Origin of the sequence: Longimicrobium sp. (assembly GCF_036399935.1) — a bacterium.
GTDB lineage: Bacteria > Gemmatimonadota > Gemmatimonadetes > Longimicrobiales > Longimicrobiaceae > Longimicrobium.
In genome coordinates this window covers 23,682-38,192 of record NZ_DASWMD010000056.1, presented here as the reverse complement: position 1 = coordinate 38,192, position 14,511 = coordinate 23,682, and the positions used below count along the sequence as shown (strand labels likewise).

At 72.3% G+C, this 14,511-nt stretch carries 8 protein-coding genes; 6 read left to right on the top strand and 2 right to left on the bottom strand.

Going from position 1 to position 14,511, the window contains the following annotated elements; genetic code table 11:
- Position 1: 1 nt before the first annotated feature.
- Positions 2-1,165, top strand: a complete 1,164-nt coding sequence (locus VGB24_RS17360) for a DUF1501 domain-containing protein (RefSeq protein WP_331074211.1) — start codon at positions 2-4, stop codon at positions 1,163-1,165.
- Position 1,166: 1 nt separating this feature from the next.
- On the opposite strand, the gene VGB24_RS17355 is transcribed toward VGB24_RS17360, so the two are convergent.
- The gene (locus tag VGB24_RS17355; RefSeq protein ID WP_331074210.1) at positions 1,167-1,856 is read right to left on the bottom strand and encodes an ABC transporter ATP-binding protein; all 690 of its coding nucleotides are present in this window, start codon (positions 1,854-1,856) and stop codon (positions 1,167-1,169) included.
- 173 nt (positions 1,857-2,029) lie between these two features.
- Between VGB24_RS17355 and VGB24_RS17350 the strand changes: the two genes are divergently transcribed.
- The 5 genes from VGB24_RS17350 (at position 2,030) to VGB24_RS17330 (ending at position 8,763) form a co-directional block, all read left to right on the top strand.
- Positions 2,030-2,365 carry a PadR family transcriptional regulator gene (locus tag VGB24_RS17350; RefSeq protein ID WP_331074209.1) on the top strand — a complete coding sequence of 112 codons (336 nt, stop codon included), beginning with the start codon at positions 2,030-2,032 and terminating at the stop codon, positions 2,363-2,365.
- Between the two features lie 6 nt (positions 2,366-2,371).
- Positions 2,372-4,984: an ABC transporter permease gene (locus VGB24_RS17345; protein ID WP_331074208.1), complete on the top strand. Its 2,613-nt coding sequence runs from the start codon at positions 2,372-2,374 to the stop codon at positions 4,982-4,984.
- A 60-nt stretch (positions 4,985-5,044) separates the two neighbouring features.
- The gene (locus VGB24_RS17340; protein WP_331074207.1) at positions 5,045-6,550 is read left to right on the top strand and encodes a hypothetical protein; all 1,506 of its coding nucleotides are present in this window, start codon (positions 5,045-5,047) and stop codon (positions 6,548-6,550) included.
- Positions 6,551-6,669: 119 nt separating this feature from the next.
- Positions 6,670-8,262: an erythromycin esterase family protein gene (locus VGB24_RS17335; protein WP_331074206.1), complete on the top strand. Its 1,593-nt coding sequence runs from the start codon at positions 6,670-6,672 to the stop codon at positions 8,260-8,262.
- A 204-nt stretch (positions 8,263-8,466) separates the two neighbouring features.
- Positions 8,467-8,763 carry a metalloregulator ArsR/SmtB family transcription factor gene (locus VGB24_RS17330; protein WP_331074205.1) on the top strand — a complete coding sequence of 99 codons (297 nt, stop codon included), beginning with the start codon at positions 8,467-8,469 and terminating at the stop codon, positions 8,761-8,763.
- A gap of 25 nt (positions 8,764-8,788) precedes the next feature.
- Here VGB24_RS17330 and VGB24_RS17325 read toward each other — a convergent pair whose 3' ends face one another.
- The gene (locus tag VGB24_RS17325) at positions 8,789-14,473 is read right to left on the bottom strand and encodes an SdrD B-like domain-containing protein (RefSeq protein ID WP_331074204.1); all 5,685 of its coding nucleotides are present in this window, start codon (positions 14,471-14,473) and stop codon (positions 8,789-8,791) included.
- Between the last annotated feature and the right edge of the window lie 38 nt (positions 14,474-14,511).

Genomic DNA, 14,511 nt, shown 5'->3' with positions numbered 1-14,511 from the left:
GATGGACCGTCGCGAGTTCCTGAAGTCCATGTGCTCCGGCGGGATCGCCACGTTCGGTTTTCCCGTGGTGAGCTTCGCGCACGTGCGGCAGAGCGGCCGGCTGGTGTTCGTGCTGCTGCGCGGCGGGTTCGACGGGCTGGCCGCCGTGGTCCCGTACGGCGACCCCGCGTACGAGGGGCTGCGGGGGCCGCTGGCCTTTCGGGACAGCGACCTGGTGCCGCTGACCCCCGTCTTCGGCCTGGCGCCGGGGCTGGCGCCGCTGCGCGAGTTCTGGGACCGCGGCGAGATGGTGGCGCTGCACGCCATCGCCATCCCCTACCGCACCCGCAGCCACTTCGACGGGCAGGCCATCCTCGAGACGGGGCTCGACCGGCCGGTGGGCGCGTCGGACGGCTGGCTCAACCGGTTGCTGCAGATCATGCCGGGGGAGCGCTCGGGAATCGCGATCGCCTCGGGAATGCCGCGGTCCATGGCCGGCGCGCACGAGGTGCAGACCTGGTCGCCCACGCAGCTGGGCGCGGTGACCGACGAGTACCTGGACCGCCTGGCGGTGCTGTATCGGGCGGACGGCACGCTGCACAACCGCTTCGAGGCGGCGCTCCAGCAGCAGGAGCTGGTGGGCGAGGAGGAGATGGCCGGCGCCGGCGCGCGGCGCGGGGGCGTAACGCCGCTGCTGAGGTCCGCCGCGCGCATCCTGCGGCAGAGCACGGGGCCCAACGTGGCGGCGGTGGAGTTCAGCGGCTGGGACACGCACGCCAACCAGGGGCTGGCGGGCGGGGCGCTGGACCGCCTGCTGGGGCAGCTGGCGGAGGGGCTGGTGGCGTTCCGCGCCGAGATGCAGGACGCTTGGGCCGACACGACCGTAGTGGTGATGACGGAGTTCGGCCGCACGGCGCGCCCCAACGGCTCGCGCGGAACGGACCACGGCACGGCGGGGGCGGGATTCCTGATCGGCCCCAGGGTCGCGCGGTCGGCCGTCCTGGCCGACTGGCCGGGGCTGGGCGACTCCGCCCTGTACGAGGGGCGCGACCTGCGGCCCACGCTGGACACCCGCGCGGTGCTCAAGGCCGCCGTCGCCGGCACCTTCGACCTCACGGGCGCGCAGGCGGACCGCATCTTCCCGGGATCGGAAGGCGTGCGGGGCCGCTACGAGCTCATGCGCTGATTCACCCCGGACCCTCCTCGCTCACCCGGCCGTCGAACAGGTGAACGGTGCGTTGGGCGTGCTCTGCGTAGCGAGGGTCGTGCGTGACCATGCAGATGGTGGCGCCCTCCCCGTGAAGCTCGCGCAGCAGTCCCATCACCGCCGCGCCGTTCACCGAGTCCAGGTTGCCCGTGGGCTCGTCCGCAAGCAGGACGGCGGGCCGGCCGGCGATGGCGCGCGCCACCGCCACCCGCTGCTGCTGCCCGCCGGAAAGCTGGCCGGGGTAGTGGTTCAGCCGATTCGCCATCCCCACCCGCTCCAGGGCTTCGGCCGCGGCCCGGCGTCGTTCGCTCGCGGGCATCTTCCGGTACGCCAGGGGCAGCTCCACGTTCCCCTGCACCGTCAGGTCGCCGATCAGGTTGAAGGCCTGGAAGATGAACCCGATCCGGCGGTTGCGGACCTGCGCCCGCTGCGCCGCCGTCAGCCGCGCCACCGGGTGCCCGTCCAGGTGGTACTCGCCCGACGTAGGAGAGTCCAGCAGCCCCAGGATGGAGAGCAGCGTCGTCTTTCCGCCGCCGGAGGGTCCCGCGATGGCTAGGTACTCGCCCTGGCGCACTTCCAGGGTCACGCCGGCCAGCGCGTGGGTTTCCACCTCGTCGGCGTGGTACACCTTGCTGATGCCGTCCAGGCGGATCAGGGGCTGCGTAGTCATGCGTTCGTCGTTGGGGGGAGCGCTCCGCGGGACGACGGGTGAGACGCCGCCCGCCGCAAACGGTTGGCCACCGCGAGGAAAGCTCGGCGAGAACCCAAACTTGCGCCCGACTCCCCTTGCCTGTCTAGGGGAGGGGCGTTAGTATTTCCCCTAGATGCCCTAGAGGAGTCCAGATGACCGATTCGTCGCCGGACGTGCTTCCCGGCACCCTCGACCTGCTCGTCCTGAAGACCCTGTCCCTGGAACCGCTCCATGGCTGGGGAATCGTCCTGCGCATCCAGCAGCTTTCCGGGAACGTGCTGCAGGTGAACCAGGGCTCGCTGTACCCGGCCCTCCACCGCCTGGAGAACCGGGGCTGGATCGCCGCGGAATGGAAGGACACCGAGAACAACCGGAAAGCCAAGTACTACCACCTGACCACCGCGGGAAACGCACAGCTGGCGCAGGAGATCGCGCGCTGGAACCGCTACTCCGGAGCGGTGCGCCTCGTGCTTTCCACGGCGCCGTAGCCCTCCATGCACTGGATCGCCGACCTCCCCCGCCGCGTTCGAACCCTGTGGCGACGAGACGTCTACGAAACGGACCTGCACGCCGAGGTCGAGTTCCACCTCGAAATGCTGAGGATGGAGTTCATGCGCTCGGGCATGTCGGCCCAGGAGGCGCGGCGGCAGGCGTTCATCACCTTTGGCGGCGTGGAACGGTTCAAGGACGAATGCAGGGACGCGCGCGGGCTCGGGAAGCTGGAAGACGTGATCCACGACACGCGTTACGCGCTGAGCGCATTTCGGCGCGCGCCGGGCTTTGCGGCGGCGGCGGTCCTGCTCGTGGCGCTCGGGATCGGTGCCTCCGTGGGCGTGTTCAGCGCGGTGAGCGCCCTCCTTCTCCGGCCTCTGCCCTACCACTCCCCCGATCGCATCGTCGTACTCGGTGAAGCGCCGGTTGCGGGGGCGAGCACTCGGCCCGTGACCTCGTACGACAATTCGGTCGAATGGAAAGCCCGGGCCCGCTCCTTCGCCGCGCTGGCGGTCGTGGACGAGTGGAGCCCCACCCTGTCCGGAACCCGTCCGGCGGAGCGTGTCTCAGGTGCCCTGGTCACGGCTGACCTGTTCGGAGTCCTCCGCGTGCACCCCGCGATCGGACGCGCCCTGGTGCCCAGCGACCATCTTCCGGCCAGCGAACGTGTGATCGTTCTGGGCCACGCGTTCTGGCAGCGGCGTTTCGGCGCGGACTCCTCGATCGTGGGGCGGAGGGTAACCCTGAACGGCGCTTCGTTCCGGGTGGTGGGAGTGCTCCCCCCCGGGTTTCGCGGCCCGGCCGAACTGGGGGGCGACCTGTGGGGGAGCTTCGTCCGCCATCCTCACGAAACGCGCGACTCCCGGTCGCTGCGGGTCTTTGCCCGCCTGCGTGAGGGTGTCGGGGTAGCCGCGGCCCGCGAAGAGCTGGCTCGCGTTTCGGCCACCCTCGCCCGTGAATACCCCGAGAACCGCGGCATGAAAGCCGTTCTGACGCCGCTCCGCCGCGAGCTGGCCCGGGACTCGGAAAAGCCGCTCATCCTTCTCGGCGCCATGACCAGCCTCGTGGTCCTGGTCGCCTGCTGCAGCGTGTCCAACCTGCTCCTGGCACGGGGCGCTGCTCGCCAACGCGAGATCGCGGTACGCGCCGCGCTGGGCGCGACCCGCGGCCGCATCGTACGGCAGCTGTTGACGGAAAGCGGGCTGCTCTGCCTTGCGGGTGCGGCAGCGGGGCTGGGGCTGGGAATGGTGGCGGTACGCGCAACCGGGTGGCTGGGCCCGCGCGAGCTGCGCGCCGCCGCCATCGGGCTGGACACGCGCGTCGTCCTGTGCGCGGTGTCGCTCAGTCTCGTCCTGGGCCTCACGGCGGGAATTCTGCCGGCGCTCGCCGCCACCCGCCGGGACCTGCACGCGGTGCTGCTTCCGGGTGCACGCGGCAGCACCGCGCCGCGCGGCCGCCTGCGCCACGCCCTCGCGGGGGCACAGCTGGCGGGGGCGCTTGCACTCGTGTCCTGCGGTGCCCTGCTCTTCAAGAGCTTCGCGCGCGTCCAGGCAAACGACCCCGGCGTCGGTGCGCGGGGCGTCCTCGCCTTTTCCGTGAGCCTCCCCGAAAGCCGGTACCCCGACACCCTGGTGGCCGCCGCGGGGGCGGAGATCGTCAGCCGGGTGCGGGCACTCCCCGGGGTAACCGCTGTGGCGGCGACGAGCCTGGTGCCCTTCTCCGGTGAATGGGACCGCGTCGGGGTGGAGGTCGAGGGCTGGGCCGGCCCCGGGGACGTGCTCCCTGAAGTGGACCGGTTCGTCGTCAGTCCCGACTACTTTGCCACCCTCGCGATCCGCCGTATCCGGGGGCGGGTTTTCGGGCCGCTCGACGGTGCTTCCGCACCCCGCGTGGCCGTCGTCGACGAGCGGTTCGCCGAGCGGGTGACGGCCGGCCGCCTCCCCATCGGCCGTCGCGTGCGGCTGCCCGGCGACTCTTCGTGGGCCACCATCGTCGGCGTCGTGGGGCACGTGCGCCACTATGGGAGAGACGTAGATGGCGGGGGGCAGATCTACTTCGCGCAGGCGCAGTACCCGCGGCGCTGGCTCGGCATCCTGGCGCGTACGGACGGGGGTCCGCGGTCCATCCTGGGGCCTGCGCGCACCGCGGTGGCGCGCGTGGACCCGGAGCTCGCGGTATACGGTGCCCGGACGCTGGCCGGCCTCATCGCCGAGCAGGGCGCCTCCCGGCGTCTCGCCACCGTCCTCGTGGGAGTGTACGCCGCCATCACGGCGGTGATCGCGATCGTGGGCGTATACGCCGTGGTTTCGCACGAAGCCGCCCAGCGGACCCGCGAGTTCGCGGTCCGGCTGGCGCTCGGCGCGTCGCCGCGGGAAATCGTGATCTCGTCGATGCGCACGGGCATGGTCCTGACGGCCGCCGGAGTAGCGGCCGGCCTGGTGCTGGCGCACGCGGCCACCCGCGCATTCTCTGCCCACCTGTACGGGGTCAGGGCGAACGATCCCGTACTCCTGGCCGCGGTTGCGCTGCTCGTGGGGGCCGCCGCCCTCCTGGCCAGCTATCTCCCCGCGCGGCGCGCAGCATACTCCGACCCCGTGATGTGGCTCAAGGAGTAGCCCTCCCCTCCCGCGATGCGCACATCCCGGGACGCGTTCACCCTCGGAACAGGAACCACCATGCTCCCGATGACCCTCCGCCGCCCGCTCTTCCACATGGTTGCCGTCGTCGCGGCCGTGCTCGCCGGCCTTGCGGCCGACGCAGCCGGCCAGGCGCAGCGAACCCCGGCGGAGTACCAGGTTTCCATCGCGGCATCCTCGCCGCTGCTGGCGCGGGTGCGCGCAAGGCTCCCCGTGGCCGACGGCAGGCTGGAGATGGCGGGCTGGGGCGCGGACATGCATCCCCGCGGGTGGGCGCACTACGTCCACGGCCTCACGGTGAGGGATCGGCGTGGCCGGCCCATCGCCGCCGCCGCCGTCCCCGACTCGGCGGTATGGCGCCTGGGCCAGCCGGCGCCCGGCGTCGTGGACGTCGAGTACACGGTCGACCTTTCGTACGCCGCCCTCCCCTGGCCCTACGGAAATGAACAGGCCTCGCTGTACGCCGACGGCCAGCTCTTCACCGTATCCAAGGCATTGTTCGTAACGAGCAGCGCGACCGGCCCCCGGCGGGTGGAGTTCAGCCTGCCGGCGGGCTGGCACGTGGCCGCGCCATGGGCCGCGGTGCTCGGCGTGCCCGGTGCATTCGACGTTCGCGACCGGAACAGCCTCATCAACAACTCGCTTGTGGTCGGACCGGTGCCTCCGACGACCATCCGGGCGGGAGCATTCACCTTTCAGCTCGCGCTGCTCGGGCCCGCGGCGTCGGGCCGCGCTGAAATAGAGGGAGCGCTCAGCCCCGTGCTCCAGGAATTCATCAGGATCTTCCCCTCCACCCCGCCGAGCCAGTACCTCATGACGGTCTTCCGTGCGGCCGAGCCCGACGCCGAGGCGTACGCCGCCAGCACCGCGTTCAGCGAAGCCGAGGACCTGCTTCCGGACAACCGGCTGGGCTGGGCGCAGACGCTCGCGCACGAGCTGTTTCACGCCTGGAACGGACACGCGATCCACGCCGCCAGCGCGTCGGACCTGCAATGGTTCAGCGAAGGCGTGACCGACTACTACGCCACGCGCACCCTCGCGAAAGCCGGGCTGATCGGCGAGAGCGAGTTCATCCGGCGAATGGAACACGTCCTCGGCCGGTACCTGTACTTCCGGTCGGCACCGGCATTCGACGGGGTGACGCTCCGGGCCGCCGGGACCCGAAAGGGAACGTACCGCCTGGGCGTGTACGACGGTGGCTGGACCATCGGCCTCTGCCTGGACATGCAGATCCGCACGGCGTCGCGCGGAAGCCATTCGCTCGACGACGTAATGCGGTCGTTGTACGAACGGTTCGGCGTCCCCGGCACCGCCGTCGCGTACGACGACGTGGTCCGCACCGCCGCGGCGGCCACCGGAACCAGCTGGGACGACTTCTTCCGGCGCTACGTGGACGGCAACGAGACGCTGCCGGTGGCGGACTGCCTGAAGCAGGCCGGGTACCGGGGGTTCGGGCAGAGCTACGCGGGTGACTACTACGTGGTGCCGTTGGACGGTGGGCTCCTGCGCGACGAGCTGTTCGAAAGCGCCGGGGTGGTGCGGTGATCCCGCCTTGGCCTCGTGCACCGCTGCCCGCGGCCGCGTGTCTGCTGCTCGTGCTGCTCCGGCCCGCTCCCCTGGAGCCGCAGGTGCCGGACGCGACTCTCCTGGTGCCCGGAGCCCCCGTGGAAGCCGCCCTGAGCGGGGGCGTGCGACACCGGTATGCCGTTCACCTGCCGGCCGGAGGCTACCTGGACCTGCGCGTGGAGCAGCTGGGGGTCGATGCGGTAGTGGCGCTGCGCTCCCCGGCCGGAGTGGTGGTGGACGAGGTCGACGGTCCCTCCGGCGCAGCCGGCGAGGAACGCGTGGTCATCGGCACGGCGATCCGCGGACGCTACGTCGTCGAGGTGCGCGAGTACCAGCCGGGGCCGCGCGGCGGGAGGTACCGAATCCGGATCGAGAAAACCCTGACGCCCGCGGCCAATCGCCGGCGCCTGGCCCTGGAACGGGGAGAACGTTCGGCCGTGGCGGCCTGGCTGCGCGGGCGTGCCATTCCGCTCGCGTCGCTGTCGGCCGAGGACACTGCGATGTTCGGCGATGCACGCGTCGTCGCGCTGGGCGAAGCCACCCACGGCTCGCGCGAGTTCATGGAGGTCCGCCGCCAGATCACGATGCACCTGGTGCGCAGCCGCGGCTTCGTTCGCGTGGCCCTCGAGGGGAGCGTGGCCGAAGGGGAGCGCCTGGACGCCTACATCCAGGGTGCCGTCGGCGAGGACGCGCGCTCCGTGCTTCTGAACCAGGCGTTCTGGATTCCGCGCACCGCCGAAATGGCGCGCCGTCTGGACGACCTCCGCACCTACAACCAGGGGGTGGAGGGTGATCGGAGGGTACGCATCGTGGGCGTCGATCCCCAGGACGTCCAGGGCTACGCCGCGCGGATACGAGCGTACCTGGACGACGACGGATCGATCCCGACGGAGCTCGCCGTCGCTGCCCGCGGGGCCCTCGACACGCTGGAAGCGGCAGACCGCGAAGCTGCGCGTTTTGGATCCTCCCGGCTTCCCGCTTCGGTCCGCCCGTCCCTCGTCGGTCTGCAGGAGCACCTGATTTCGCGGCGTCACCGAATCGAAGCCGCCAATCCCGGCACCGCCGAGCCCCTGGTCCGAGCCGTCACGGCGCTGATCCAGTTCGCTTCCTTCAACAGCGGGGCTGCTTCAAGGGACCGGACGCGCGACGCCATCATGGCCGAGAACACGCTCGCGGTCCTGCACTCGGCGCCAGCGGGCACGGGAGTCGTGCTTCTGGCGCACAACGCGCACGTGGCGGCCGCCCGCGACTCGCTCGGCCCCACGACCACGGGAGGTGTGCTGCGATCCCTGATCGGGGCCCGTTACTTCGCGGTGGGCATGAGCTTCGGCGGGGGGAGCTTTCTGGCCCAGGACGTTGGTTCGACGGCGGGCGCCCTCCGCGTCTTCGGCGTCGCGCCGGCTGCGGAAGGCACCCTGGACGGCGATCTCGGGCAGGTGTGCCGCGAACCGTTCTTCGTCAGCCTCGTCGCCGCGGGAGCCGGGCCGCCGGAGGTGCGGAGATGGCTTGCGCGGAGCACCCGAATGCACTGGGTTGGAGCGATGTTCAGCCAGGCCTGGGGGGAATGGCACGCCGTCCGGGAGTTCGCTCCGGGGACGAGCTTCGATGGGCTCGTCTACGTCCCACGATCCTCTCCGGTCGAACCGCTGGACACTCTCGCGGACGGTGTCCGCACGACGCGCGGCCGGTAGCGTTCCGCGCGGAGCGCACGACGCCCCGGCCTGCTTTGCAGCCCAGCCATACGCTTCCAGACGGCCCACTGGCGGCGCTGGACGTGGCCTCGCGCGGCTTCATGCTCCAGGCGCTTGCTGTACGGGTTGCCACCTGCGACTATGTTTCCGCTCTCATCGAAATGACGGCTCCACGGAAACACGCTTCAGCACCCCCTCCGATCGATGCTCGCTCTTCCCCTGCAAGCGTTGGCCGACCAGACCCGGCGCGAGATCCTGAGCGTACTGTCTTCCTCGCCCGCGTCCGCCGGGGCGATCGCGAACCGGTTCGATCTTGCGATCTCCACGGTATCGCACCACCTCTCCATTCTCCGCCTCGCCGGACTGATCAACGTGCGGCGCGAAGGACGGAGCCTGATCTACTCCATGAACACGGAAGCGACCCGGCAGTTTCTCGCGGAGCTCCACGCGCTCCTGGGCGTCGCGGCCGAACCCCGCGCGGAACCCGGCGAGCCGGATTGAACCCGGCAGGCAGCTTCACTCCAGATCATCCCCCAGCTGCCGCCGAATCGTCCTGGCGCGGACCCGACACCCCGTCCCCTTTCCGGCGCCGTTGAGCGACGAAGAGGAGAGCGAGCAGCCCGGACATCAGCAGACCCGCGGCGCCGCCCACGACGGCCCGGCGGACGGGCCGCGCTGAAGCCTCGTTTCGCGGCAGCTCCGGGAGGTGCGGCTGACCACGCTCGTCGCCAGTGGACTCGGGCCGAACTTCTTCAACGCGCCGGTCCGTCGACCGAACGCCCGCAGCCGGCGCGGGCCGCCCGCGGACGGGCGTGCCGGAACCGCGAGCGGCAGCCGCCACCCGCGTGGGCAGATCCCTTGGCGAGGCGTCGGACGCATCCACCGTGTGCGCGGCGGAGTCCGGCAGCGCCAGGGCGGCGATGCGCCCGATGGGCCGCTCCAGGGCGGGAGCCACGCAGATCGCGCCACACTTACGAGCGGCCTGCACGGGAGCCGGCGCGACCGGCGGCAGCAGCGAAGCGGGTAGGGCAGGCGCCGCCGCGGGGGGCGCGCTCACACGGGCCGGGGCGCCGCCGAAGTCGTCGGCGAAGACGCGCTCCTTCCAGAAATCCGCGATCGACGCGGCCGTGCCTTCCGTGAACCGCATCCCCAGCACCGCGAAGAAGCCCTTCTGGCCATTGCGGGCGAAGTCGGCGTCCTCGAGCGTGCCGAAGCGGTAGCCGCCCTCCACCTCCAGCCCGTTGACCAGGCCGAGCGTCAGCGACGGAGCCGCGCTCCACATCTGCGCACCGGTCATCCCTTCCACCAGCAGCCGCGCGTCCATCCGTGCGCGCAGCTGGCCGACGACGTCGCGCTCCACGCGCCCACCCACGTAGTGGGCCAGCGACCGCAGCGTGCCCGCACCCGCCGCGGTGTCGCGCGCCATGGTGCGTCGCACGGCGTAGCGGGTGGCGAACGAGAGGCCATCGACAGGCGCCCAGATGGCGTCCGTCGCGGCGATCAGCCGCTCCTCGCGCCGCGAGCCGTCCAGCACCGTCGACGCCAGCGGGTTGTACGCGTACCGCCACTCCAGCTTGGCGAGCACGTTCCACGCGTCGTTCCGCGCCGGCCGAACCGCAAGCCCCACCATCGAACGCTCGCTGCGCGTGAGCTGGTCCAGCGGGCCGTCCTTCCGCACGTCCTCCATCCAGTCGTGCCGCGTCAGCAGGGCGCCGGACCGGCCGAGCGACACGTCGCCCGACAGGTCGAAGCGCCAGCCCGTGCGCAGTTCGCCGTCGTGGAACTCGCCGCGGTAGCCCAGGCGCGCGCCAGTGGCGGGAAGGATGTCCACCCCGAGCGCACCCGACCAGCGCTCCCGCTCCGGCTGGGCAAAGGGCAGGGCCCGCACGGGGTCAGCCAGCGGCGCGCGGCTGAGGCCCATGTGCCGCTCCACCAGCGCATTGACGGTCCAGCCGTCCCGCAAGGTCAGGCGCTGGTTCCACCCGAGGACGGCGGCGTGGGCCACCTCGCCGGCGTCGATGCGTTCCACCCCGCCCCAGGCGCGGGCGCCCATTCCCAGGTCCGTCTTCAGGTTGAGGCCGGACACCATGTATGCCGCCGAGTCGCGGTTCTGCCGCGCCCAGCGCCAGGTGCCTTCGGCGCGCAGCCCGGGGATCAGCGCCTGCGAAATCCCGAGCCCCACCTGGTCGGGGAGTGAGCCGCCCTCGTGCGCGGACTGCATCTGGCGGCTCCCCTCCAGCCACATCTCCGTGCTCTCGCTCAGCGCGAGGCGCGCCGTTCCCAGCGCCATCGAGGAGGTGCCCGCCTGCTGGGCGTCGCTCAGCAGGCCGGCCTCGGCGCTTACCCGCCGGCCCGCCACCTTGCGCTCGGCGGAAAGCGTGGTGTGCTGGCGGCGCACGCCGAACTCGTGGAACTCCTGGCGCTCGTGCTGAAGGCGAAGGCGCGCGTCGGCGACCAGGCGCAGTTCGGTGCCGAGGCGGAGCTCCTCCAGCCCCGACCGCAGCCGGGGGTTCATGGCCGAAGCGAAGCCCTCGCCCACGTGCAGCCACTCGGCGGTGAGCGCGACGCGCTCCCCGGGCAGCTCCCAGCGCAGGTGCGCCTGGCCCGCCACGGAGGCCGAGTCGGGGCGCCGCGAGCGGATGACCTCACCGCCGAACTGCAGGCCCCCCCGGCGGATGCGCATCTCGGCCCCGAACAGCTCCGCCGCGCCGGGAACGTCACCCGCACCCACGGCGTCGTGTACGCCGAAGAGGGCGACGTTCATGGAATCGGCACCGAGGCGCGGCAGCAGCCGTGCCGCATTCGTTTCCATCCGCAGGCCGCCCACGAAGCGCGCTTCGCCGCCCGAGCGACGCTCCATCAGCGCCACCACGAAGATCGGGTTGCCCATCCCGTCCTGCGAGGGCACGGCACGGCTGAGCATCACCTCGCCCGTGCGGTAGTCGATCTGGTAGTCGAAGTAGCGTACCAGCTCCTCGCGACGAAGCAGGCGCGCGGCGTTGTCGCGGGCGCGCACTTCCACCGCCAGCCGATCCGTTCCCGGCCGAACCGCCCCGCCGAAGCGGAAGGGACCGGTCGTCCCGTCGGCGCGGAGCTGGGACTGGGCGAGCGCCTGGTCCGTCATGCTGCCGAACGCGCGCCACACGACGGCGCCCGTACCCACGCGGCCCATGGCGCCGGTCAGGCTGCGGCCGTAGCCGCCCAGCCGCTCGCTGCCGCTGAACTCGCCGGTGCGGATGTCTCCCAGCTCCATCCAGTCCAACCCGTGCTCCACGCGGGCGGACAGCGCCTGGGTCGCGGCGCCGTACGTCCGGCGGTCGCTCTCGTCGCCGAGCGTCGGGTATCGGGCGTCTTCCGAAGGGTCGTAGCCGCGGCCGAAGAACTCGGATTGCGGATCGGTGCGGCGCGAGTCGTACGTCACGCTCACCGCCGTCTTTTCACCGAGCGAGCCGCGCATGGTCATGGCGCCGTAGCTCTCGGGCGCGGCGCCCACTCCCAGCTGCACGGCGCCGGTGGCGATGAGCGGCCGGTCGGAGGGAAGGACGGTGAACGGAACGCGGAGCTCCGCCTGCCCGATGGTGACCACGGCCTCGCCCGTGCCCACGCCCGTGCCGGCGCGCAGCGGCACCTCGGCGATCCCGTCCACACGGGCACGCACCTGCTGCCGGGCACCGGTGCCCCCGAACGCCGCGCCTGCGGCTTCCACGGCCAGCTGCGGCCTGTCGGCCACGGGGACGCCCCACTGGTCCAGCACGCGCACCGGCAGGGTGGTGAGCTCGCGGCTCTCGGCGTGCATCACCACCGGCCGCTCGTCTACCCGCTCGAGCCGCGCGGCTGCGCCGGTGCGGTGGATCGACACGCTGTCCCAGCGCTCGTTCCCGAACGAGTTCTTCATCCACGCCCTCAGTCGGCCGGGCCCGCGCTCCACCTGGATGCCGGCGAAGTCGAAGGTGCCGTCGGGACGCAGCACGCCCTCGCCCACCAGCCGCTCCCCCAGGTACAGCCGGGCCTGTGCGCCGGCCTCGCCCCGGAGGCGCACGTTCAGGCGGTTGCTGGTGAGCACCACGCCGTCGGCCGGGCTGGCGATGCGCACCGGCGGGCCCATGACGAAGGCCTGCGCCTCCTCCGCCCGGCGCTCCTCCGACGAGCGTGCCGGGGCCACCATCGCCGCCGCGACCGGGTCCAGCGGGGGCGCGGGCATCCCCCCGCCGCCGGCCATCGGGGCGGGCGGGGCGTCGCCGCGGGGAACCACGCGGAACGACAGCGTGGGCGTGGTCCATCCGTCGGCGTTCACCCGGACGGAGGCGTCGCCGGGCGCGATCCGCGTTCCCGCGGGGAGGCTCAGGGTGTCGAGCCGCAGCACGTGGCTGCCGCGGCGCAGGTCGGCGAACGAGAAGCGCCCTTCACGGTCGGTGGTCACCACCTGCCCGTCGGCGCTCCACACCTCCACGCCGCTCAGCCCCGCTTCCCCGGCGCCCTGGCGGCCGTCGCCGTCGCGGTCCACCCACACCTTGCCGAGCAGAGTCCGGCTTTCCATGGCGTTGCCGCGGCGCACGCGCACCCAGGCCACCGCCGTGTCCGTGCGAACCAGTCCGCCGGCGCCCGTCGCGTGGGCGCGGTTGCCCAGGCGCGCGGCGCCACGAGGCGCGTTGGCGATCACCGCCGAGTAGCGGACGGTGTGCTCCGCGCCGGGAGCGAGCGGACCGGCCACGTGGAACCGCACGGTGCCGCTCGCCTCGGCCACGAAGTCGGCGCCGGTGATGCCCTCCCTCACCAGCCGCATTCCCGCGGGGAGCTCGTCGTGAATGGTCATCCCGGAGATCGGCACCAGGCCGCGGTTCCGGAGCGTCAGCACGAACGGCACGGCCTCACCCAGTCCGGCCTCGAGAGCCCCGGCGGACTTGGCGATCCCCAGCACGCCGGGCCGCTGGGCTTCTACGCGCAGCGCCAGCGAACTGGCCGTCACCGCCTCCACGTTCAGTCCCACGGCCACCGCGCGATTGATCAGCGCGTGGTCGCGGGCTTCCTCCGTCACCCGGGCCGTCACCTCCACCTCGACGGCAGCACCGGCCCGCAGGTCGCCGATCGCCCAGGTGACCACCTGGCCCTGGATGACGCCGCCCGAGCCCGCCGAGACGGGCACCAGCCCCACCGGCACCGTGTCGCTGATCACGACCGTGCGGGCGAGGTGCTCGGACGAGGCGTTCGAGGCGCGGATGCGGAAGACGATCGCATCCCCGAGCCCCACGGCGTCGCCCCCGTCGTGCGTCTTGCTCAGCTGCAGCGAAGGCGCGCCCAGCTCGGTGACCACGGGTCCGGACGCAACCGGCACCTCGTCGCCCCCCGAAAGCACCGCCACGTTGCGCAGGCTGCCCGCCCCGGGGCCGACCTCCGCGCGGAACGACACCGTGCCGGAGGCCCCGGGCTCCAGCGCCCCCAGGGAGAACGTCAGCACCTCGCGTCCGCCCACGGAGGCAACGATGCCCGCGTCGGGAACGGCCGCGCCATTCATCCGCACCGTCCCGGGCACGTGCCTGAGCCCCTCGGGGAGGGTGTCGGCGAGCACCAGCTCGCCGGTGGCCGCGGTTCCGTCGTTGCCGAACGAAAGCGTATAGGTCAGGGTGTCGCCGCGGGTGGCGCGGGGACGGTCCACCGACTTCGACAGCTGAAGCCGGGGCAGGAGCACCCTCACGTCCAGGCGGTCGCGGATCGACGCCCGGACGCTGGAAAGCGCCTGGCTGACGGCGGAGACGTCCACCTGCACCGCTGTGCCCTCCGCGGCGTCCGCGGGGGCGTCAGCCACCAAAAGCACAGCAACGGCGCGCCCTGCAGATATTTCTACGGCGGTCGAAATGATGGAATCGGCGGCACTCAGCATGCCGTCGCCGTCCACGTCCGCATGGAGCGCAACCGTCCACCCCGCCGGCGCCGCGGCCGCCAGGAGGAACCGGTCGCGCCCGTTGCCCCGGTTGGTCAGCGTGTGCGCAAGCACGCGCCGGCCACCCGGGGCGATGGCGGCCGAGCGGGGTGGCGCAAGCGCCACCCCCACCGTCCGCCGCAGGGTGACCACCGACGTGGCGGCGGCTTCGCCCGGAGACCCTTCGGGCCCCCGGTACGTAGCCGTCGCACGGTTGGTCACCACGTCCACGATCGGGACCTGGGCCGCGGCGCGAGCCGCGGGAACCATGGCAAGCAGAATGGCGGCCGCCAACCCCCGGAGGGCGAACGCCGCCCCCCGGCTACCACGGC

Bases quoted from the DNA above. Each gene is read 5' to 3' on its own strand.
- VGB24_RS17360 (WP_331074211.1), top strand. From the start codon at position 2: ATGGACCGTCGCGAGTTCCTGAAGTCCATGTGCTCCGGCGGGATCGCC.
- VGB24_RS17355 (WP_331074210.1), bottom strand. From the start codon at position 1,856: ATGACTACGCAGCCCCTGATCCGCCTGGACGGCATCAGCAAGGTGTAC.
- VGB24_RS17350 (WP_331074209.1), top strand. From the start codon at position 2,030: ATGACCGATTCGTCGCCGGACGTGCTTCCCGGCACCCTCGACCTGCTC.
- VGB24_RS17345 (WP_331074208.1), top strand. From the start codon at position 2,372: ATGCACTGGATCGCCGACCTCCCCCGCCGCGTTCGAACCCTGTGGCGA.
- VGB24_RS17340 (WP_331074207.1), top strand. From the start codon at position 5,045: ATGCTCCCGATGACCCTCCGCCGCCCGCTCTTCCACATGGTTGCCGTC.
- VGB24_RS17330 (WP_331074205.1), top strand. From the start codon at position 8,467: ATGCTCGCTCTTCCCCTGCAAGCGTTGGCCGACCAGACCCGGCGCGAG.